This window comes from Acinetobacter sp. 789_lipA (assembly GCF_058242845.1).
The window spans coordinates 2,409,493-2,432,182 of record NZ_JBZAYS010000001.1; the positions used below are offsets into that span (position 1 = coordinate 2,409,493).

Annotated in this window: 21 protein-coding genes; 12 read left to right on the forward strand and 9 right to left on the reverse strand. The window is 40.4% G+C overall.

Annotation, left to right across the window (positions count from 1 at the left end):
• Positions 1-146: 146 nt before the first annotated feature.
• The 4 genes from AC4CUZ_RS11725 to AC4CUZ_RS11740 all read left to right on the forward strand — a co-directional run bounded on the left by AC4CUZ_RS11725 (position 147) and on the right by AC4CUZ_RS11740 (position 5,839).
• Positions 147-1,154, forward strand: coding sequence for an AraC family transcriptional regulator (locus tag AC4CUZ_RS11725; RefSeq protein ID WP_490747623.1), 1,008 nt, complete (start codon positions 147-149; stop codon positions 1,152-1,154).
• Positions 1,155-1,239: 85 nt separating this feature from the next.
• Complete coding sequence (zapE, locus tag AC4CUZ_RS11730; RefSeq protein WP_490747624.1) at positions 1,240-2,391, forward strand: cell division protein ZapE; 1,152 nt, start codon at positions 1,240-1,242, stop codon at positions 2,389-2,391.
• 362 nt (positions 2,392-2,753) lie between these two features.
• Positions 2,754-4,916, forward strand: a complete 2,163-nt coding sequence (locus tag AC4CUZ_RS11735; protein ID WP_490747625.1) for a malate synthase G — start codon at positions 2,754-2,756, stop codon at positions 4,914-4,916.
• A gap of 260 nt (positions 4,917-5,176) precedes the next feature.
• Positions 5,177-5,839: an SOS response-associated peptidase family protein gene (locus AC4CUZ_RS11740; protein ID WP_279689970.1), complete on the forward strand. Its 663-nt coding sequence runs from the start codon at positions 5,177-5,179 to the stop codon at positions 5,837-5,839.
• 5 nt (positions 5,840-5,844) lie between these two features.
• Here AC4CUZ_RS11740 and AC4CUZ_RS11745 read toward each other — a convergent pair whose 3' ends face one another.
• Both AC4CUZ_RS11745 and AC4CUZ_RS11750 read right to left on the reverse strand, forming a co-directional pair.
• Positions 5,845-6,309, reverse strand: a complete 465-nt coding sequence (locus AC4CUZ_RS11745) for a MarR family winged helix-turn-helix transcriptional regulator (protein ID WP_004696885.1) — start codon at positions 6,307-6,309, stop codon at positions 5,845-5,847.
• A 153-nt stretch (positions 6,310-6,462) separates the two neighbouring features.
• Positions 6,463-6,780 carry a hypothetical protein gene (locus tag AC4CUZ_RS11750; protein ID WP_058869726.1) on the reverse strand — a complete coding sequence of 106 codons (318 nt, stop codon included), beginning with the start codon at positions 6,778-6,780 and terminating at the stop codon, positions 6,463-6,465.
• A gap of 539 nt (positions 6,781-7,319) precedes the next feature.
• Between AC4CUZ_RS11750 and AC4CUZ_RS11755 the strand changes: the two genes are divergently transcribed.
• Complete coding sequence (locus AC4CUZ_RS11755; protein WP_004984799.1) at positions 7,320-8,846, forward strand: TerC family protein; 1,527 nt, start codon at positions 7,320-7,322, stop codon at positions 8,844-8,846.
• 244 nt (positions 8,847-9,090) lie between these two features.
• Entirely contained in the window at positions 9,091-9,822 is a 732-nt protein-coding gene (locus tag AC4CUZ_RS11760; RefSeq protein WP_490747626.1) for a hypothetical protein, read from the forward strand.
• Positions 9,823-9,846: 24 nt separating this feature from the next.
• Here the strand turns inward: AC4CUZ_RS11760 and thiM are convergent, their stop codons facing one another.
• From thiM to AC4CUZ_RS11775, 3 genes are all read right to left on the reverse strand, one after another.
• Positions 9,847-10,722: a hydroxyethylthiazole kinase gene (gene thiM / locus AC4CUZ_RS11765; RefSeq protein WP_279689967.1), complete on the reverse strand. Its 876-nt coding sequence runs from the start codon at positions 10,720-10,722 to the stop codon at positions 9,847-9,849.
• Positions 10,723-10,733: 11 nt separating this feature from the next.
• Complete coding sequence (locus AC4CUZ_RS11770; RefSeq protein ID WP_490747627.1) at positions 10,734-11,894, reverse strand: hypothetical protein; 1,161 nt, start codon at positions 11,892-11,894, stop codon at positions 10,734-10,736.
• A 185-nt stretch (positions 11,895-12,079) separates the two neighbouring features.
• A complete protein-coding gene (locus AC4CUZ_RS11775; protein ID WP_224469088.1) occupies positions 12,080-12,337 on the reverse strand; it encodes a hypothetical protein in 258 nt (85 codons plus the stop codon).
• Positions 12,338-12,854: 517 nt separating this feature from the next.
• Between AC4CUZ_RS11775 and pepN the strand changes: the two genes are divergently transcribed.
• Complete coding sequence (gene pepN, locus AC4CUZ_RS11780; protein WP_490747628.1) at positions 12,855-15,464, forward strand: aminopeptidase N; 2,610 nt, start codon at positions 12,855-12,857, stop codon at positions 15,462-15,464.
• A 246-nt stretch (positions 15,465-15,710) separates the two neighbouring features.
• A complete protein-coding gene (locus tag AC4CUZ_RS11785) occupies positions 15,711-15,926 on the forward strand; it encodes a hypothetical protein (protein ID WP_004696898.1) in 216 nt (71 codons plus the stop codon).
• Between the two features lie 67 nt (positions 15,927-15,993).
• Here the strand turns inward: AC4CUZ_RS11785 and AC4CUZ_RS11790 are convergent, their stop codons facing one another.
• Both AC4CUZ_RS11790 and AC4CUZ_RS11795 read right to left on the reverse strand, forming a co-directional pair.
• A complete protein-coding gene (locus tag AC4CUZ_RS11790) occupies positions 15,994-16,437 on the reverse strand; it encodes a universal stress protein (RefSeq protein ID WP_005401174.1) in 444 nt (147 codons plus the stop codon).
• 85 nt (positions 16,438-16,522) lie between these two features.
• Complete coding sequence (locus AC4CUZ_RS11795) at positions 16,523-16,966, reverse strand: universal stress protein (protein WP_004696902.1); 444 nt, start codon at positions 16,964-16,966, stop codon at positions 16,523-16,525.
• Between the two features lie 302 nt (positions 16,967-17,268).
• Here AC4CUZ_RS11795 and AC4CUZ_RS11800 point away from each other — a divergent pair, with 302 nt between their 5' ends.
• The 4 genes from AC4CUZ_RS11800 (at position 17,269) to AC4CUZ_RS11815 (ending at position 20,694) form a co-directional block, all read left to right on the forward strand.
• Positions 17,269-18,282, forward strand: coding sequence for an alpha/beta hydrolase (locus tag AC4CUZ_RS11800; protein WP_195728016.1), 1,014 nt, complete (start codon positions 17,269-17,271; stop codon positions 18,280-18,282).
• Positions 18,283-18,365: 83 nt separating this feature from the next.
• Positions 18,366-18,710, forward strand: coding sequence for a DMT family transporter (locus AC4CUZ_RS11805; protein WP_005401176.1), 345 nt, complete (start codon positions 18,366-18,368; stop codon positions 18,708-18,710).
• Positions 18,711-18,715: 5 nt separating this feature from the next.
• Entirely contained in the window at positions 18,716-19,273 is a 558-nt protein-coding gene (locus tag AC4CUZ_RS11810; protein WP_078425038.1) for a TetR/AcrR family transcriptional regulator, read from the forward strand.
• A 119-nt stretch (positions 19,274-19,392) separates the two neighbouring features.
• Positions 19,393-20,694 (forward strand): IS4 family transposase, encoded by a 1,302-nt coding sequence (locus AC4CUZ_RS11815; protein WP_039891156.1) that lies wholly within the window; start codon positions 19,393-19,395, stop codon positions 20,692-20,694.
• A gap of 42 nt (positions 20,695-20,736) precedes the next feature.
• Here the strand turns inward: AC4CUZ_RS11815 and AC4CUZ_RS11820 are convergent, their stop codons facing one another.
• Both AC4CUZ_RS11820 and leuE read right to left on the reverse strand, forming a co-directional pair.
• Complete coding sequence (locus AC4CUZ_RS11820; RefSeq protein ID WP_010326831.1) at positions 20,737-21,912, reverse strand: benzoate/H(+) symporter BenE family transporter; 1,176 nt, start codon at positions 21,910-21,912, stop codon at positions 20,737-20,739.
• 125 nt (positions 21,913-22,037) lie between these two features.
• Positions 22,038-22,688: a leucine efflux protein LeuE gene (leuE, locus tag AC4CUZ_RS11825; RefSeq protein ID WP_178927975.1), complete on the reverse strand. Its 651-nt coding sequence runs from the start codon at positions 22,686-22,688 to the stop codon at positions 22,038-22,040.
• Positions 22,689-22,690 lie beyond the last annotated feature (2 nt).

A 22,690-nucleotide genomic window follows, 5' to 3' on the forward strand; every position in this document is an offset into this window, starting at 1 on the left:
GTTTTTCCTTTTTGTTTTGCTTTATTGTAGAGCAACTATCCAGAAGGTCTATGATAGCCCTGACAAGAAAATTGATAGATTCGGCAATTGTTGTACGCTAGGTGGCTGTAGTAAAACATAGGCCAATATTTTGCTTTTAATTGATTATGAAACGTTCTGTACTTGGCTTGATGTATTTGATTCAAGGAATGCGTAAAGCAGGAGTCGCAGTCGATCAAAAGTTACAAAGCATTGGCTTACGTGTGGAGTCGCTTGATCCGAATGCGATCATTCATCCTGCTCTAGAGTGGGATATTTTGAAAATCATTGCAGAGGATATTGAGCCTGAGCAAGGCTTGTTTATTGGTCAGCATTATGTTTTGGCAGAATATAGCCCTTTACTGATGTTATTGATGACCAGTCCAACGACACATACCGCGTTAGAACAGGGTATTCGCTATCAGAGTTTGACGCATTTGAGTGGCTTATTGGGTTTGAAAAAACAAAATGATCAAGTCGCACTGTGTTATCTACCGCGAGACTTGCAAACACCTGTGGGACAGTTGCGTGCACATTCTGAAATAGCGGGAACCTATAAGTTTTTACAGGATATTTATAAGATGATTGGGTTGGAAATGCCTGAGATTCGAATTACTTTACCTGTTGCACGACCAGATGATGCGAAAAAACTGGCGCTCTATCAGCAGGTTTATGGCCAGCAAGTGAGTTTTGGTACGCAGCAAGCTGAATTTTGGTTTGATGAATGGGTTTTAAATGTGCCGATTCCTTCAGCAGATTTGATGACATTTAACGTTTATGCAGGCAAATGTCAGGCGGAATTGCAGCGTTTGGAAGAAACGGCGGAGCAGCCGAGTCTGATTCAACGTGTACAGGATTATTTGGAGTTGCAACGTGGTTTACTGCCGAACATGGCTGAAACCGCGCAAGCGTTGAATTTGCCAGAGCGAACCTTAAGACACCAGTTGCAACAGTTAAATAGCAGTTATAAACAAATTCGTGAGCAATTAATGAAAGACCGTGCACTACATTTGATGGAATATCAGGAATATTCCATTGAAATGATTGCAGAGTTATTGGGTTACTCGGAGCCTGCAGCCTTTAATCATGCATTTAAACGATGGTTTGGTTACAGTCCACGACAATATGGGAAATAGCCTAAGCATAATTATGCCAAAGTGTTATATATTAACTTTTCTACTCCGCTATAATTGATATAGCCTAAAAACAGTATTAAATGATATGTCAGATTTTAATTCACCTACCGTATTCAGTCCTTTATCTCCTGCAGAGCGTTATGCTCAAGCCTTAGCATCCGGGCAGTTCATGTCTGATGAGGCACAAGCTCAGGCCGTTCATGAGTTGGATCGCGTTTGGCATGAATTAATTCAACGTTTTAAGGCATCTAAAAAAGCATTCCGTCGTTTCCGCCGTCAAACTTCTCCACGTGGTGTATATATGTGGGGTGGTGTAGGCCGTGGTAAAACATGGTTGATGGATCAGTTTTATGACTCAATTCCATTTCGTCGTAAAACACGGATGCACTTTCACCATTTTATGCAACATGTACATCGTGAGCTCAACAAGCTTTCAGGTCAGCGTAACCCTTTAGATGCAGTTGCGGATCAAATTTATAAAGAAGCAGTGGTTATTTGTTTCGATGAATTCTTCGTCTCGAATGTGACGGATGCCATGATTCTCAGTGATTTGTTCCAAAAGCTTTTTGCACGTGGCATTACCTTGGTGGCAACCTCAAACATTGCGCCAGATGGTTTGTATAAAAACGGTATTCACCGTGATCGTTTCATTCCAACCATTGAAATGGTGAAACAGCAGTGTGTGATTTTAAATGTAGATGCAGGCGTGGACTATCGTTTGCGTGTTTTAAAGCAAGCGCAACTCTTTAAATCTCCTTTAACACATGAGCACCAACGCTGGATCGCACAGCGTTTTAGCGCATTGACCCAAACCCAAACCATTTCAGATGAGCCGATTATTATTAATAATCGTATTGTAGAAACGGTCGGGCATACTGAAGATGTTTTATGGTGTGAGTATTCAGAGCTGTGTTTAAAACCACGTAGTCCTGCTGACTTTATCGAAATTGCAAATATTTATAATACTGTGTTGGTGAGTAATGTTCCGCATTTGACCGATTATCTTTCTGAAGGCACACGTCGTTTTATTTATCTGGTCGATGAGTTTTATGACCGTGGGGTAAAACTGATTTTAACCTCAGAAGATACAATTATCGATTTGTACTCTGGTGATAAATTAGCCTTTGAAATTGAACGCACGCGTTCACGTTTATTGGAAATGCAATCAGATGATTACTTGAATGAAGCGCATCGACAAATACAAGCTGAAGCAAGTAAACAACAAGAAGAAATTTAAAAATAAAAGCACCCAAAAGGGTGCTTTTTTTATGTGCATTTTCATCGATTAATTTATCGACTTTTTTGAATAATCATGGCTTAATCAGGATTGAAAATAGGGAGAATATTGGTTTTAAGTGTAAAAAATATACAAAACTGCACTTAAGTCTAATTTCGGCATTTCAAAAACTTAATAAACTACTAAAGAGCATTTTGTAAATTGATAATGCTTGTGCCTTGAGCAGTATTTTATTTGGTAGTTTGTATACTTTATTAAATAAAAAATGATCACTATTTCGCACGGTGATATTACTATTCAGCCAAGTTTAAATCGGTATACTAGAATCTCTTGTATAAAAAGTAGCAATATCAGGAAAGACAATGACTGCACGTATTCAAAAAGGCAAGTTAGCGATTGCTAAAGAGCTTTACGATTTCATCGAAAATGAAGCACTTCCAGGTTCAGGTTTGGACAGTGAAACTTACTGGAAAAACTTTGAACAAGTCGTTGTCGATCTTAGCCCAAAGAACAAAGCACTATTGGCTAAGCGTGACGACATTCAAGCGAAGATCGATGAATGGCACCGCAACAACAAATTTGAACTTGGAGCTTACAAAGCTTTCCTTACTGAAATTGGCTACTTGGTACCAGAAGTAGAAGATTTCCAAATCAGCACAGAAAATGTAGATGAAGAAATCGCATTATTGGCTGGTGCGCAATTGGTGGTACCTGTGCGTAATGCACGTTACTGCTTAAATGCTGCAAACGCACGTTGGGGCTCTTTATATGACGCACTTTACGGTTTTGACGTGATCCCAGAAGACGGTGGCGCGGAAAAGGGTAAAGGTTATAACCCTGTACGTGGCGGCAAAGTTATTGCATTTGCTAAAAACTTCTTAAATGAAACCTTCCCATTAGCGAATGGTTCGCATGCTGAGGCGACAAAATATGCAGTTGAAGGCAAAAAGTTAGTTGTGACGTTAAAAGACGGTTCGACATCGACTTTGGCTAAAGAAGCACAATTTGTTGGTTTTAATGGCGAAGAATCTGCTCCAACAGAAATCGTACTTTTAAACAACGGCCTACACGTTGTGATTGAAGTTGATGCAAACAGCCCAATTGGTAAAACAGATGCTGCTGGCGTAAAAGATTTAGTTCTTGAAGCTGCTGTAACGACTATTCAGGATTTAGAAGATTCGATCGCTGCCGTAGATGCAGAAGAGAAAGTTGAAGGCTACCGTAACTGGTTAGGTTTGATGAAAGGTACACTTTCAGAGTCTATCGAGAAAAATGGTAAAACCGTTACGCGTACTTTGAATAAAGACCGTACGCACAAAAACTTGATTGGTGGTGAAACGAAACTTCATGGCCGTTCATTGATGCTTCTTCGTAACGTGGGTCACCTCATGACCAACCCTGCGATCTTGGTAGATGGTGCTGAAATTTACGAAGGTATCATGGATGCATTAATCACTCCGCTTTTGTCTTTTGCAGACATTAAAGGTGAAAACGAAAACAAGAACTCCCGTAAAGGTTCTATGTACATCGTTAAGCCAAAAATGCATGGTCCTGAAGAAGTTGCTTTTGCAGTTGAATTATTTGAACGTGCAGAGCAAGCATTAGGTTTACCTGAGAAAACGTTAAAAATCGGTATTATGGATGAAGAACGTCGTACATCTGTAAACTTGAAAAACTGTATTGCGCAAGCAAAAGACCGTACCATCTTCATTAACACTGGTTTCATGGACCGTACAGGAGATGAAATCCATACCTTTATGGAAGCAGGTCCATTTGTTCGTAAGGGTGAAGTGAAATCACAAATTTGGTTCCCAGCATATGAAAATCGTAACGTGATGATCGGTCTTCAAGCGGGCTTACGTGGTAAAGCACAAATTGGTAAAGGCATGTGGCCAAAACCAGATATGCTTTTAGACATGTACAAAACCAAGATTGAACATCCAGAAGCGGGCGCAAGCTGTGCATGGGTTCCTTCTCCATCTGGTGCTGTCATTCATGCGATTCACTATCACCAATGCAACGTGTCTGAGCGTCAAAAAGAATTATTGAATACAGAGCCTTTATCATTAGATGATTTGTTAACACCGCCTTTAGCAACAGACACAAACTGGACTGTCGAAGAGAAAACTAAAGAACTTGAAAATAATCTTCAAGGGATCTTGGGTTATGTTGTACGCTGGGTTGACTTGGGTGTAGGTTGTTCGAAAGTTCCAGACATCAACAACGTGGGTTTAATGGAAGACCGTGCAACTTTACGTATTTCATCTCAACACGTTGCAAACTGGTTGCGTCACGGCATCGTATCTGCAGCGCAAGTTGAAGAAGTGATGCAGCGTATGGCGAAAATCGTTGATGAGCAAAATGCAAACGATCCGCTTTACACACCTATGGCGCCAAGCTTCGATGGTTATGCATACAAAGCAGCGTATGACCTAGTGTTTAAAGGCGGTGAGCAGCCATCAGGTTATACAGAGCCACTTCTGCATGCTGCACGTTTGAAGTTAAAAGGTTATACAGGTGACTAATCTGTAAAGCTAAAAAAGCCTCTTCGGAGGCTTTTTTATTGGCTGAAATAAGTCGCACTATGTCTATGGAGGAAAACAATAAGACTGATTTAATTTTGGGTAATAGTGATCTATAGATTGGCGCTTGCTTAGAGCTATGAATGGGTTTAAGCATAGGGCTAAACAAGTATTTCAGCTAGACGCTGCGGATAAAAGCCTTATACAATTCATTATATAAAGCTCGTCATACTATTGTTAACCATCAAGTTGGATGAAAATCCATGTGCGCTAATTTTAAACCTCTAACCCTTGCTCAAATACAACAGTTTGGTCTACCTGAAATTCCGTTTGATTATGTCGAAGAAGTCTATCCTGGTTATGAGCTGCCTTTATTGTTCAAATCAAATATAGGTTTTGAGTGGCGAAAGGTACATTTTGGCTTAATACCAAAATGGGCAGAAGATAAGAGTATTGCAAGCAAAACCTATAATGCTCGAAGTGAGACACTTCTGCAAAAGGCCAGTTTTATTGAGGCCACTTCCAAATATCAGTTTGGGGTGATCCCAGTTTTTGAATTTTATGAGTCAAAATATATAGAACAAAAGCCGCAGAGATGGGGTGTCAGACGACAGGATGGGCAAGTGATATTTGTTGCTGCACTTTATGAAATCTGTCGTATAGCAGGCGAGGTAGTGCGTTCAGCCACCATGCTTACAATGGATGCTATAGACCACCCAATGATGCGGGAGTTTCATGAGCTGGGGAATGTGAAACGCTCAGTGATCGTGATTCCACATGAACGCTTAGAGGAGTGGCTCAGCTGGAAATCACCGAATATTCAATCCTTTGTACAAGGCTTTCCTGTTGAAGAGTTTGAATGTTCACATGTTCCGAAAATAAAAGTCAAAAAAGAGAGTCCCCAACTCAACTTTTTCGACTTTTAAACGGTTTAGCGAGCTAAATTTTTAAACACGTGTTTTAAGCTTTCCATCATTTTTTCAATTTGCAAAGGTGTTAAGCCTTCAAATGATTGCTCAAGCACAACACTGGTGAGATCATTAATCTTATTGGTCATTTCAACACCTTTTTCGGTGAGAAGGACACGGGTAATACGGGCATCGTCTTCACAAGAATAAGTTTCAACCAATCCTTCATCCTTTAACCGATAGACAATTTTGGTGGTTGTCGACATTTTAGAGACCACCATGTCAGATAAATCAGAAACACTGGCATGTGGCTTTGAATCTAGAGCTAGTAAAATACGACGACGTGAGTTATCTAAACCATACTTTTTTAAAGCGTGATCGACATTGAGTACATACTGTGCATGTACTTGCGTTACCCAGTAAAATGGAAAACTTTCTAAAGAAAAATCTTCAGAACCTGGTAGGAACTTACTGTACTTTTTGGTCATGTGACGGATTCCCCGTGAATCGTATTTTTATTTTATAGATCATTTGAACACATTTTATGTGAACACTCATACACTTATCAATACAAAATTACTGGATTTATCATCATAAAGGAAATCTGTTAAAGGATAGCCTTTGTCAGTAATCAAGAAAAGTTAAGCGTGGCTGTTTAGAAGAGACAGGGTATAGCCGTCTTTATCTTGATGGAAGCTCACAATGCTTTGTGCAAATTGTACAACTTCATCTTCGACTTCAGCATTCTGGTGAGAATCTAAAGAGAGTTTAGCCATGGGAACACCGTCCTGTAGAACGATAGGCAAGTGCATTTCAAACTTTTGGTTATTATGCGAAACCACAACTTTAACTTGATGCTGATCAAATGAGGAGTCTAAATGCAGATATGCGCCTTCATAGCTAGTATTGGCAAGCATTTTTGACGTCTTATTGAAGGTCAATGCTTTTTCATTGTTCATAGCGATGAATCCTGTCTTCGATTACTTTGATCGGATTGTCAATCCGCGCATCCTTGGTTTGGGTAATTGACCACTTTTACAACAATGCTGGTCGTGTTTCATTTTAGTGAAAAAAATGGATTTGTGAACTAGTGTTTTTAACAAAAAATGTCATTCTTGGAAATCATAATTGTAGTGAATTGATATTTTTTAACTATTATTAAAATAAATAATTAAATAAAAACAATAATATGAGTTTTATTTAAGATGTGTTTTATTAGAAAAACTAAAAAATGACCGCCGCGTCTAATCTTTATAGAATGCGACAATTGGCATTAAGTGACAAAATTTCGAACAGAGATTTCGATATTTTTATGTATTTTTTGCATAATAAGTGGTCGAATATTAAAATTTTGTTAAAAACTATAAAAAAATTATTACAAGCCAAACATCTCAGGCATAATTATTTCATCTTTAGTTGAACAGGTCACAAATATGGATCCGTCGCCGTGCAGGTCTATGCTTTTAAAACAGAAACATAATTCTGGGGTAATAAAATAATGGAATTTTTATTAGATCCGGGAATATGGGTAAGTTTACTTACACTGATTATATTAGAAATAGTTTTAGGTATTGATAACCTAGTCTTTATTGCCATTTTGGCCGAAAAACTTCCTCCTGAGCAACGTGATAAAGCGCGTGTCATTGGTCTGTCGCTTGCACTTTTAATGCGCTTGGGCTTGTTGTTTATCATTACTTGGTTAGTCACGTTGACTCGACCGCTGATTACGGTATTGGATTGGACATTCTCTGGGCGAGATCTGATTCTTTTATTTGGTGGATTATTCTTAGTTTATAAAGCCGTTACCGAATTGCATGAAAAAATTGAAGGTAAGCCCGAAGTTAAGCTGACCACCAATGTAGTCTATGCAGGTTTCACCGCAGTTGTGGCACAGATTGTGATCCTTGACGCGGTGTTCTCACTGGATTCGGTGATTACCGCGATTGGTATGGTCGACAACATTAATGTGATGATGGTGGCTATGGTCGTTGCCATGGTGGTCATGCTGTTGGCGTCGAAACCATTAATGACTTTTGTAAACCGTCATCCGACTGTGGTCATCTTGTGTTTAAGCTTCTTACTGTTGATTGGTATCAGCCTGATTGCGGAAGGTTTCGGCTTCCACATTCCTAAGGGTTATATCTATTCAGGTATCGGCGTTGCCATTGCGATTGAAGCCTTTAATCAGTTTGGTGAGCGCAATGCGGCAAAACATGAAGCGAAAATTCCACTACGTCATCGTACCGCGGATTCTATTTTGAAACTCATGGGTGGTAAGCTCCAAGCTGAAGATCCTGATCAGCTTCAAGCGCAAGAAACTTTTGCGGATGAAGAGCGTTATATGATTGGCGGTGTACTGACATTGGCTGAACGTTCAGTCGCGTCGATCATGACACCGCGTAGTCAAATTTCGTGGGTCAATCTTGATGATTCACCTGAGAAAATTCGTGAACAAGTATTGTCTGTGCCGCACAGTTTATTTCCTGTGTGCCGCGGTAGCTTGGATAAAGTGATCAGTATTGCGCGCGCCAAAGAATTGCTCGATGTCTTAGATGATGAAGAGCAATTGAAAGACCTGATCAAACGTCATCGTCCAATTTACATTTTTGAAAAAATGAAAGTCATTGATGCGATAAATACGCTAAGAACGTCGAAAGGTTCATTGGTCTTGGTGAGCGATGAGTTTGGTAATGTGCAGGGCCTTGTTTCACCGCTTGACGTATTTGAAGCGATTGCTGGTGAATTTCCCGATGCCGATGAGCAACTTGATTTGGTGAAGATAGATGATCAGACGTGGAAGGCGACAGGTATGCTGGATTTATATCAGCTTGAACTAGAACTTGGCATGATCGACTTGGTTGAAGAAGATGCTGGCTATATCAGTGTTGCAGGTTTAATCCTAGATAAAACTCATGGTGATGTACACGTTGGAACTCAGCTGGACTACCGTGGTGTTCACTTTGAAGTACTTGAATTAGATTCGAACCGAATTAAGACAGTCAATATTACTTATCGTACTGCTTAATCATTGCAAAACTAGATTGTGAGAAAAATGTCAGCTTCGTGCTGGCATTTTTTCTGCTTATAAAATAAGCGCTATGCACTTAAATAAAAAGCAGTTATTCTATGCCCGCAATTGGGCTGTCGTATTTCGTACTAGAAATTACCTGTTTGGTGAAGACATTTTTTTCTATCCAGATGCTCATCAAAGCATTGCATTTAGACCATAGCAGTAAAACAAGTGATCAAAATAAGAATGGAAAGACTTCATGCAACTTATGGAAAAGGTCGTTGATTTTAAAAAGCTTTCAGTAGAGAAAAAACAAGTTCTATTTGAAGAGCTTGAAACTTTTGATCGACAAATTTTCCCAAATGCAATCCCAGCAGAACTGTATCAATTGTTGTATAACCCTGATGTAGTGGCATTACCAATTATTCGTTTTTATCATCGCGGAAAAATAGTTGGGCAAAATATTATTGCCATCTTGAAGCTTAAGACAGCGCATCAACCTTTATATATTCTTAGCTCGCGTGCAGCTTTTTTACCTGACTACCGAAATCAAAACAGAACGCTTTTATCTGCAATTCGAGTGACCTTGGGTTATCGTTTAAAATATCCCACGCGTCAGTTATGGTTTGTTTCGAGTTTGATGCAGCCAAAAGTATATCGGCTGTTTGCTTCACGTTCAAAACGTTTTTATCCACGTGCAGAAGTGCCAATGCCTGAGGATTATTTACAGGTACTTGATTTCATACAAAACCGTCATGTGAATGTGCAACAGCGCAGTGAGGATGTGTTTGTGCATCCTTGTGTACTGCCGCAGACCACGCCTGAACAATTGATTCGGCTTCGAAATCGAGCCAGTCGTCATATCAACTTTTATATGCAACATACGCCTGATTATTTTATTGGTATGGGCTTAATGTGCATTTGTAAATTAGATTTGTTGACTCTGCTAGAAGCGGCGATGAACGTGTTTTTAGGGCGAGAAGTTGCTTAAGCAGAAACTCTCGCCATACTTTATTTAGGCTGAGGTACGGATAAGCTGTATATCTGCATATTCATAAATGGTTTCAGCCTTCATTTGATGAATGTGATCCATAAACGCTACATTAAAACTTCCTGTGCTTTGGCTTCGGGCATAAGCAAGTTGCCCCGCAATGGCAAAGTGGACATGCGCAGACAGCGCTGCAATGACAGGATTGGTGACTGCGCTATAGGCTGCGATCAAGGCACCAAGGGCACAACCCGTAGCTGTAATTTTGGGTTGTAAATGCGAACCACCATTGACTTGGATCACAGCATCAAGCTGTTTGGAAAGGATATAGTCAGACTCACCAGAAATGGCAATGACTTCAGCCTGTGCTAAAAGTGTTTTTGCTTGATGGTAGACATCTGCACTGCTTGCCGTGCTGTCAACGCCTTTGGTTTCGATCTGCTTCCCTGCAAGTGTGCTGATTTCCGATGCATTGCCACGAATAACGGTGGGTTGAAAAGCTAAAAGCTGATCTACCATTTCAGAGCGCCATTTTAAAAATGGCCCATATCCTACAGGGTCTAATACCCAAGGTATGTTTTGCTGCTGTGCGGTTTGTGCCGAGATTTGCATGGCTTGCATTTGTTCAGATGTCGGTGTACCTAGGTTAATACTGAGCGCTGCACTAATACGGGTGAAACTTTCCGCCTCAAAGGGATTATCAATCATGGCAGGTGAGGCCCCCGCAGCCAATAAAACGTTCGCTGCATAATTGGCAGCCACACTGTTGGTGATACATTGCACCAAAGGTTGTTGCGTTTGCAGGGCAGTCCAAGCTTCAGCAACATATGCCACCAAGACATCGGTTTGGTCTTGAATCGATTGTTTTGTGTTAAGCAAGGACAGGTCTAAAAGCTGGGTCATAGCGGGTGCCCTTATTTGGTGAAATAGTGGTCTTGATGCTTACATTTGCGACAAAATAAAGTCACATATTGGTCAGCATCATAATCTACAGTGAGTTCATTTGAACCGCAGTACATACAGCGTTTTTGTGAATAGAAGCTTAAACGTGGTTCAATTTTTTGCCATGAACGAGAGACAGGCTGGAAGAAAATGGCTTCGTCATAGCCTAAAAAGCGGAAAAATAAGACTTCGCTCATTTTGCTGAATGGTAGGTTATGCGGTCGAGGCAGCGTTGAAGTTTCCCATTTTTCAGCCACACTGCGTTCACGGTATTGTTGTAAAGTTTTTTTCAACAAGTTGGTGTTAATAAAGTTTTCATTTCTGGGTTGTAAGGCTTTCCGTTGATATAAATACTCCAATGCAGTTTGGATTAAATAATAAATTTGTCCGACTGCGAGTACATCGAGTAAACGATAACAAATCACTTGGAAACTGTTATTTCCCGCAATTTGAATGCCCCAAGTACGGCAGTAAAACTGCATAAATTGGATAATTTCCTGATAGAGCAATTGGTACAAGGCATTTTTGACTTCATCCGCGGTCTTAAAAGGCACACCAAGGCTAAGATTTTCATAAAACCAATAACGTAATTGCTGCGTAACACTAAATAGGCTAGGTTCAGAATAGCCGTCCAAACGTACATTAATATAATACTGATGGGCTTCACTGGCAAAATCTTTGGCAACGAGGATTTGTTCTTTTACCAATTGTTTGACGAGACTATTTTGAAACAGATAATTGGGGGTGATGCTAAAATATTTGATCTGTTCCCAATCAATAAATTCTTGATGTTGTGTATGTTCTTGTGCGTAGTCATCTAATAGAGCCAATAAAAATAATTTATGCATAAAACTGAGCTGGCCCAGCTCAAACTCATAAATGTCTTTTTGATTTTTAGTTTTGCGCTGTTCTTGCTGACGAGTTTCTTTCAATATTTTTTTGCGCTGGGCTAAACAACTGTCGCAGTGGCAATTTAGATTGGAATTGCTAAAAACACGATGTTGGCAGTGGCTACATTCATGAAAGTTAATTTCTTTGTCGTATTGTTCAGCATCCACCCAAAACATGGCCGCCTGACAAAGTGGACAAGGCGTGCTTTCATCAAGTTGTTTGTGCAAAATTTGAAGCGACATAAGATGAATTTGAAACTCAGGATTTTCTCAAATTATACACGCTAAAATTTCAGAAAGGCGTTGTAAATTGCAGTGTAATTGAACAAGCAGAGGTGCTTTGTAAACGCTAGAAGGGTGAAGTAATGCAGTGGTGAATATAGGACGAAAAAATACGGCATGCACCGTATTTTTTGTAAAAGTAGAATTTAAACGGGGCAAGGTAGAGAGTCATCTTCCATACCTAATTTTTTAGCTTCAATAATGGCTTGAACTTTTTTGCTCGGCAACTTTTTACTCCCTAGTGTGTCGTAGTGATTTAAAATGCTACTGACATCGTGTGCTTGTAAAGGCATTCCTTCACAGCTCATGAACAGGGCAATGACTTTATGATCAATTTTTGCAGCATGCATTGCTTGCAGCATTTTTATATTTTCGACGCGGACGATATGGTCTTTTAAGTACATCTCACACCTCTATTTGTTTTGCTTAAGTTTTATCATGCGCTATAGTCAAACTACTTTATTATCCATACAGGATTCGAAAAAAACTCGAAATAATTCATCGACTTATTTGTATTAGTTTTATAATGATTTGACTATATGCATATTTAGATACAAGCAAAAACTGTGCACAAAATGTAGCCGATTTGAAAATTAAGTTAGATATTTGAAAAGAGCTGGCTTTATATTTTATCGATGTCTTTAAGTTTCTCAGCGTTTGAATGGCGGAGAGCTAATGGTACTGAGCAAGTCTAAAGGCTGGTGCAAATATTGCTATACAAGCACGGCACGATAAGGGCGTTGACTGTTTCTTATTCACTTGGTGCAATCATATGAGCGGGATAAGACAAATAGAATTGAAAAGCCTATTCAACGTGCCCATATAAATATCATTCAACATACACAGACAGCATGGCAAACTTGTCGTATGATCAAAACATACACAATATAAAGCTGTAGACCAATAGCATTAGGACATGACATGAATATTGCGGCAAATCCAATTATTGAAGCAGATCAAACCGTCTATTTAAAAGACTATCAAAAACCATCTTTTTTAGTAGACAGCATTCACCTCGATATTCAAGTCTATGATGAGCATAGCCAAGTTGATGCTGTACTGGAGCTGACGCGCCAAACTGAGGGTGATTTGGTTTTACTTGGGCGTGATTTAGAGCTGAAAAGTTTGGTGCTGAATGGTCAGCAACTCAGCCAAAAGCAATATGTGCTTGATACTGAGCAGTTGGTGATTCGTAATGCACCAAATCAGATCAAGCTTGAGACATCGGTGATCATTCATCCTGAGTCAAATACACAACTTGAAGGCTTATACCAAGCCGCATCAGATTTGTTTGTTACCCAAAATGAGCCTGAAGGATTCCGTAAAATTACCTTTTACCCAGACCGTCCTGATGTCCTTTCAGTTTTCACCACACGTGTAGAAGCCGATAAAAAATATCCAGTGCTCCTTGCCAATGGTAACTTGATTGAAGCGGGCGAGGCAGGCGAAGGTCGTCACTATACCATTTGGCAAGATCCAACCAAAAAACCAGCGTATTTGTTTGCTTGTGTGATTGGTGATTTGGCGGTTTTAAAAGACCGTTATGTGACCTCTGAAGGCCGTGATGTGGCTTTGGAAATTTATGCCGAAGAAAAAGATATTCCGAAATGTCATATTGCGATGGAAGCCTTAAAGCATTCAATGCGTTGGGATGAAGAACACTATGGTCGTCCCTATGATTTAGACAACTATATGATTGTGGCTACCAGTGCTTTCAACATGGGTGCGATGGAAAATAAAGGTCTCAACATTTTTAACACGTCATGTGTTTTGGCAGATGAAGAATATACGACAGATGCCGCGATCATGCGTGTACAGTCGGTCATTGCCCATGAATACTTCCATAACTGGACAGGTAACCGCATTACTTGCCGTGATTGGTTCCAATTGTGTTTAAAAGAAGGCTTAACGGTTTTCCGTGATCAATCTTTCTCAGAAGATTTGCAGTCTGCTGCGGTTCAACGTATTGACGATGTTGCGGTACTCAAAGCGCATCAGTTCCCAGAAGATTCAGGCCCATTGTCTCATCCACCGCGTCCAGACCATTTTGTGGAAATCAATAACTTTTATACTGCAACGGTCTATGAAAAAGGTGCGGAAATTAACCGCATGATGGCAACCTTATTAGGCAAAGAAAAATTCCGTAAAGGAACTGATGAATACTTTGAACGCCATGATGGTCAAGCCGTGACCGTTGAAGACTGGGTAGCTGCTTTAACCGCAGGTTCAGGCGTAGATTTATCCAACTTCTTAACATGGTATAACCAACCGGGTACACCAAAGTTAGAAGCGGAAGGTCATTATGATGCTGCTGCACAAACTTATACCTTAAATTTTAAGCAAAGTTTAAAAGCACATCCTAAGTATCCGAATCTAAAAGCTGTTCCAATCCCTGTCGCTTTAGCGCTGTTCGATGCTGCAACAGGTGAGCAATTGGTTTTAAACTCAGACAGTTTATTTGAAAATGCCGTCAAAGACGGTGTGTATCTTTTCGATCAAGATCAAGCCAGCATTGTGTTTAGCGGTTTAAGCACGAAACCTGTCGTGTCATTACTGCGTAATTTTTCTGCGCCCGTCAACTTAGAATTTAACTATACCGATGAAGAGTTGGCGTTCCTGATTCAATACGAAAACAATGGTTTTAACCAATGGCAAGCAACGCAAACGCTGCTTGAGCGTATTTTACTCAATGGTCATGATGCGCATATTTATATTCAAGCCATTAAAAACACACTGCCAGATCTTGTTGAACAAGATCCACTCTTGGCATCACGTTTATTTGATGTACCAAGTGAAGGTTATTTGGGTAGTCGTATCGACACTGACTACGAACCAGCGAAGATTAAAGAACAGCGTAATGCTTTAATTGAAAAACTAGCACGTGAGTTAGGTGAGTTCTGTAAAGACACTTATTTGGCTTTAGACCCAGATTTGCAAAAAGAGTTCTCACAAGCCATGGGTGTCCGTGCGCTGAAAAACATCATGCTCAGTATGATGGCGCGTCAAGGTGATGAAACCGCTTTTGAGCTGGCATATCAGCAATATGAAGCTACAGCCAATATGTCTGAACGTTTAGGTGCCCTACGTGTCTTGGTTTGGAATGATGCACCGCAAGCAGAAGCGGCTTTACGTGACTTTTATCTACGTTTTAAAGATGAGGCTTTGTCACTAGATCAGTGGTTCACACTTCAAGCGGCACATCCTTGTGCTACGACGGAAACCATTCAATACCTCACTTCTCATGTCGATTATGATTTGGGCGTGCCGAACCGTATTCGTTCTGTGAGTGGTGGCTTAAATGCAAACCCAGTGAACACATGGAGTTTTGGTGTGGATCATTTCATTGGACTGGCAAAATATTTAGATGAGAAAAACCCAATAGTTGGTTCTCGTTTACTTCAGGTTTTGTCACGTTGGTACACATTGGCAGAGCCACAGCGTAGCGAAGTGAAAGCGAAGCTTGAGGCTTTAAAACCACAAGTGAAATCTAAAAATGTCAGTGAAACTTTAAGCAGTATGTTAAGTATTTAACTGATCTTCGCATAAAAAAAGCCAGTCAGTAGACTGGTTTTTTTTATGCGAACTGAAGAATGACAGCATGAAGAGCTCACATTGGTATTTTTCTAAATAATGAACATTCATGTGAATAGTGTGAATTGAATCGCATTTTATGGGTATAATGTTATGGCATAACAGATGATTAGCTCAATATTCTGTATTTTTTCGGCTTCTGTATACAGGCTATTGGGCACACAAACATGTAGAGTGTAAACAGATATGTTAGTTAAAATTGAAGATGGGTTTTATTTAAATACCGTTCATATTATTGCTATTCGTATTGCGAAAAGTGCTGAACTGGGAACATTTCAAGTCAATGTTGAATATAGCCCGCATAACCATCAGGCTTCGGGGTTATTTCAAAAAACTTTTATGCAACAGTCGGCAGCAGAGCATTATTTGCAAAATTTGCATCAGCAGATTAGTAAAAGCTAATAAAGTGAACAAGTTCTGCCAAACAAAAAAAGACTGCTTCGGCAGTCTTTTTTGTTTAAAACAATACTTAAACTTTTACGATCAGCACAGGTATCGGAGACTGTGTGAGAACATTTTGCGCCACACTACCTAACATCATCTTTTTAAAGCCTGTACGGCCATGTGAGCCCATCAAAATCAGGTCTGCACCGACTTCATCGGCCACATGAATAATACCTTCAGAAGGAGAGATGCCGCGAATCACTTTGGTATCCACCTCAATTTCATCACGGTCAAATGAGAGCTTTACTTCGGCTAAACGTTCTTGAGCGACTTTTTCAGCATGTAGGAAATAGTCGGTGATGGCTGGTGCAACTTTATAGAAGTCGACACCGACAAATGGATCGACCGCAATCACACTCATGAGCGTTACACGACTATTTAAATCTTTGGCTAACTCAAGTGCTTGTTCAACAGCAGCATAAGACATCGGGGATTCATCGACGGCAACCAAAATGTGTTTGTAGCTCATTATTTTCTCCTTAAGGGTACGTCTTTTTGCGGATCATTTTGCAGTACATGCGAAATCAGCTCACATAAAGACGCGTTATGGTTGATTAAGCTTTAACAATGAGAACTGGGAGCTCAGTAGACTTGAGAACATCTTGAGCAAAGCTGCCTAATAGGAATTTTTGAAAGCCTTTACGGCCATGTGAACCCATCACAATCAAGTCATTTTTTAGTGAAGCAGCCGCTTCGACCACAGCATCCTCAGAGACTTCACCTTTGATGATTTTAGACTGAGCTGTCACACCTTGTTCTTGTGCAATTTGAACTGCATCCTGAAGGGCTTTCTCAGCATTGTTATAGGCTTGTATGAAATAGTCTTTCATGATTGGAGACGTATAGTAAAAATCAGCATCTTTGAGAGGGTCTTCAGCAACTAAGCTAATCAATGTGAGTTGACTGCCAAAAACTTTGGCAATTTCAGCCGCTTGTTTCACCGCAGAAAAAGAAATTTGTGAACCGTCAACAGGGACTAAAATATGTTGGTAAGCCATCAGAGGGACTCCTTTTTGTATAAGATTTAGTTCTTAATTTATTGATAACACACTGCCATTAAATGTTCAATTTTGATCGGGCTAAAAATTAAAAATTCATGAAATTTAAAGAAAATAATTCAAAAAACAGCCAATTTACGTGTCCAAAATGTTGAGTAAAAAACTCAAGTTTCAGATTTAAAGCAATATTCTTTAAAAGGTGCTTCTAGTGTTTAAATGAGGCTGAAATGAGACCTGTTTAATCATGCGGTGTGATAGAGATTGTATTAGAATCATTTGAAAAAAGGGGAGAGCCGAACAGTATGATTTTTCAATCAATAATAAAAGTACTTAGTACTGTTTTCATGATTGTGCTATTGAGCGCGTGTCAAAGTGTAGAAAAGAACACCAAACTGATTGCGGGTACATTTAACACAGCAACCAGTATTCAAATGAAAATGCTGGATCGTTTTGCTCCTCCCGATGTCATCGTACATAATAATATTCCATATCAAGCTAGTCCTGAGCTGAATGTTGACATCTATCAACCCCAAAATATTGAGCAATTAAACACAGTGCCCACGGTGGTTTGGATTCATGGCGGCGGGTGGGTTTCGGGGTCAAAAGAGCATGCGCGAGGTTATTTCAAGCTTTTAGCTAATCAAGGCTTTAACGTGGTCTCGGTAGAGTATCAGTTTGCACCTGAGGCTATTTATCCCACTCAGTTACAGCAAGTCGATCATGCACTGAATTTCTTACAATTGAATGCTGCTCAGTATCATATTAACCCGAACCAGCTGTATCTAGCAGGAGACTCTGCTGGAGCCAATATTGCCAGTCATTATGCTGCACTTTTGACGAATCCCGCATTTGCTCAAGCATCCAATTTTAAGCCGAGCATTCAGCCGAAACAGCTTAAAGGGCTAATTTTGCATTGTGGTATTTATGACTTATATCGCTTTGTGAACACCGCTCCTGAGGAACTCAGGTTCATTGAATGGGGCGTTTATAACTTGGTTCAAGCGTATACAGGAGAGCGTAAAGAGGATGCAGCTTTTTTAAAGTCAATTTCAACCAGTGAGCATATTACGCCACAGTATCCACCTGTCTTTATCAGTGGGGGAAATAAAGACTTTTTAACCAAGAGCCAGTCTTTACCTTTCGTCGAGGTGTTGAAGCAGCATCAGGTTGCAGTCACGGAGGCTTTTTATCCAGACTCTAAGGAGTTTTTGGTGCATGAATATCAGTTCATGATGAGCAAACAAGCGAGTCAGATCACCTTTGATCGAACTATTGATTTTATAAAGCAAGCCTCAAGGCCGACTGAAACAAAATAAAAAAGTATGCAGAAAGCCTTGTTTAGTTTTTGCTATTTTAATAAACATACCGACCGATCGGTATGTTTATTGTTGAGTTTCTGATGAATCCTATATTAATGGCTTATGCTTTGCTGGCGATGGCAATTATTTCTGAAGTGATTGGTTCGACTTTTTTGGTAAAGTCGGAAGGTTTTACCAAGCTATTGCCTTCACTGGCGGTAGTAGTTTTATTTTCGTTGGCATTTTATTTATTGTCTCAAGTGATTAAAGTGATTCCATTGGGTATTGCTTATGCGATTTGGGCGGGTGTTGGTATTGTTTTAACCGCTCTGATTGGTTACTTTGTTTTCCGACAAAGTCTAGATTTCGCAGCAATGATCGGTATTGCACTGATTGTTTCTGGTGTGGTCGTAATTAACTTATTTTCAAACTCAACAGGGCATTAAGTTCGATGCAACAAGCAAGTCCACGTAAAAAGGCACCGGAACAGGTTCGCCAAAGTATTCTACAACATGCGATCTGTTTGGCTGCTGAAAAAGGCGTGACTGGGGTTTCCATACAAGCAGTGGCTGATTTGGTTGGCGTGAGTAAGGGTGGTGTTTTTCATCATTTTCCAAACAAACAAAAGCTACTTGAAGCGATGGTTGTGGAAAAGCTTGAACAATTAGATCGTATTATTGATGAGTTGATTAGCCAAGACCGTGATCATTATGGTTGCTTTACCCGAGCCTATATCGAGATTACTTTGGAAAAGCAGGTGCTAGGCTTGGAGCATTCTTGGTCAGCTATTTCGATGATTATGCTGACGGATCGGACCTTTAATGAGTATTGGATTGAGTGGCTAGAAAAACGTTTAGCGCGACATCAGGATACAGATAATGATTTGGAGCTTAAAATTTTGCGCTATGCTGCAGATGGCATTTGGCTCACGGCATTTACTGAGGTGGAAAATTTGTCTGAGACCATGCAACTTAAGCAAGAATTGATTCAACGAAGTTATCAGCATTAATTTTTCAATTTAGCAATATTTGAAAATAAAAAAGCACCCATCGAGGTAATGCTGATCAGTTAAGACAAAATAGCTGAAATGCGGTAAAAATGAGCGTATCCAGATACGCTCATTTTTTTATGACTTTTTCTCAGAATTTAAGTTCAGCATTTCAGCAGACAGCTCCTTCACTTTCTAATTTTAGCGAATTAATTGATTTAAACTGGATTGAAGACTGTTTAAAACGGACCGGGAAAGCATCGGTCAGAAAAAGAAAACTCCCCGCAGAGCATGCTGTATGGCTAGTTATTGGACTTGCATTGTTCCGCGACCAGCCCATCTGGTATGTTGTTCAGCAGCTGCAGCTGGTTTTTGGCACGGCTGAAAGCTGCGCCCCAAGCGCATCAGTGCAGGCCAGACAGCGCTTGGGTCTGGAGCCTTTAAATGTCCTGTTCAACACACTGAGTCAGACATGGTTTGAAGATTCTCAGCCGCAATATTCCGCCTTTCATGGCCTAAGCATCTGCGCTGTAGATGGAGCCGTCTGGTCCATGCCCCACACAGATGAGAACTTCAGGCACTTCGGTTCTTCCAAAGGCAAAACGATAGCAGCACCTTGGCCGCAAGCCAGAGCGGTTTGCCTGATCAACACCAATACTCATGAAGTGATTGATGCCGGGATTGGAAGTATGGATCAAGGCGAGCTGACTTTAGCGAAGAAATTGAAAGTGCCTGCAAATAGCCTGACTTTATTTGACCGGGCCTACTTCTCTGCTGATTTCTTATCAGGGTGGCAGTCTCGGGAAAACTGCCATTGGCTTATGCGGGCTAAAGACAATCTGCGCTATGAAATTATCAGGAAAAACTCAGCGCATGACTTTCAAATCAGAATGCCTGTTTCTCCAAGAGCGAAGAAACTGAATCCGGATTTAGGTGACTATTGGGAAGCCCGCCTGATTGAAACTGAACAGTCTGGAAGGGTTAGACGATACGTTACATCATTATTAGATTCAAAGGCTTATCCTCTGGAAGAGGTCAGTACGCTGTATGCTCAGCGCTGGGAAATCGAGATGTGCTACCGTGAAATCAAGAGCGACCTGCAAGATGGGATGCATTTAAGAAGCAAGCAGCCTGAATTGGTGTATCAGGAATTATGGGGTGTATTGATTGCTTATAATATTCTTAGAAGGCAAATGAAATTTATGGCTCAACGGGCGAAAGTCAGCCCTTTGCGTATCAGTTTCCATATTGCTTCAATCAGCATTATCAATATATTAAGGCATACTCCGCTGGAATCGGCAGGGAATTTGCCCAAGCATTTAGAGCGTTTGCTGGAACAGTCTAAAATGTTTGTTTTGCCTGAAAGAAGATCAAGGCAATGCCCTAGAGTCGTCAAAATAAAGCCTCAAAAGTACCCAAGAAAATGCCAGTCAATTTCTTAACTGACTGGCATTACTCATATGAGGGCTTTTTTATATGAGGGCCTAAACTTTTTTAGCTTTAAACTTAAATATAAGCATAACTGCAAAACCAAAGAGTAGTCCCCAAAAGGCAGAGCCAATACCAAAGAACTGTACACCAGATGCGCTAAATAAGAAGGTCATGAGGGCTGCTTCGCGGTCTGATACCGCTTCAAATGCAATCGCGATGTTATGACTAATCGTGCCAAACAAAGCAATACCAGCCAAGGCTGTAATAAAAATCGCAGGGAAAGACAGCAAAAGACTGGTCAGGGTGGCTGCGAATAGTCCCATTAAGATGTAGAAGAAACCGCAGCTCATGCCCGCAATATAACGTTTTGATGGATCAGGGTGAACTTGTTCATCTAAACTGACGGCTGCACTAATTGCTGCGGTATTGACACTATAACAGCCAAAAGGTGCGAGTAAGGCTTGAGCGGTACCCGTCCAACCAATCAGTTGATTGACATGTGGGTTATAGCCATAGCTTTTAATCATGGCAATACCCGGTAAGTATTGCGATGCCATATTGATCACAAACAAAGGCAGCGCTAAACCTAAAATAGCAGACATGCTGAACTCAGGTGCCATCCAAACAGGTTGCGCTAGGCTCCATGTGATTTGAGGAGTATGGAAGTCTAAGAATAACGGGCAGAGTAACAAGCCTGCAATCACTGTAATGACAATGCAATAACGTGGAGTAAGTCGCTTAGAAACAATATAGGCCGCTAGCATGGATAAAATAAAACCCCAATGATCTTGCATACTGGCGAACAATGAAATACCAAACTTCAATAACACACCTGCCAGCATGGCACTGGTTAGGCTTTGAGGGATATACGTCAGTACTTTTTCAAAGATACCGAAAAAGCCCAAAATGGCAGTAACCAAACCACAGACCAAAAATGCGCCAATCGCTTCATGCAAACTATAACCACTGCCTGTCGCAATAATTAAGGCCAGTGCTGCCGTAGACCATGAGGTCGATACAGGATATTTAAGTTTCCAAGATAAAAGCAGGCCACTCAAACCAATACCTAGACCTAAAGCCCAGAACCATGAGTTGATTTGCGCGGTATTTGCACCTAAGACTTGGGCGGATTGAATGACCAAGACTGAAGACACACTAATGCCAATGAGGAAGGTAATAAAACCTGCGAATACAGCTGGAACTGAGAAATCTTGAAATAATTTTTGCATGAAGATCAAAACATAATTTGAATGAGTGAAAATTACTATTGTTCAAGGGTCATACGCTGGTCCTTGAAAAACAAAACAGCACATGATAGATTTTTTATCGAAAATAATGAGATTATTCACGAAAATTACAGTGTAGAAAGTGCCAGTTTTAAGCCGAAGCCACAAAACAGCAGACCGACGGTCGCCACCGCAACGGCTGCAACTTTAAACTGACGATTGAAATAGCTCGCCAGCTTAATACCTGAAAAAATCAGGATACTAAGATAGGCCATACTGATGATTTGTAGAATAATGGAAAGTAAGGCAAAGCTCAGTGCTGGGTAAGCATAATTTGGGTCGACAAACTGAACAAAAAAAGACAGATAAAACAAAATAGCTTTTGGGTTTAAAAGGCTAATGGTCAGCGCTGAGCGAAAAGGATGCAAGCTTTGTAAAGTACTCTGGCCTGTACTTGCTGCAAGCTGTTGTGGGCTGGACTTCCAGGTTTTGACTCCTGCAATCAAGAGTTTTATACCTAAATATGATAGATACAGTGCACCAACAATTTTTAATAAAATAAACAGCCAAGGAAAAGCATGTAAAAGAGATGCTGCACCCAGCACGGTACATAGAATGAGGATCAAATCGCCTGTGAAAACACCTAATGCACCCCAGTAACCTGTCTTAATACCAAATCGTGAGGCAATGGACATCACATAAAGAGAATTTGGGCCTGGCAAAATCACAATTAGAATTGTACCGATGATATAAGTACCGATATCGATAATACCAAACACAA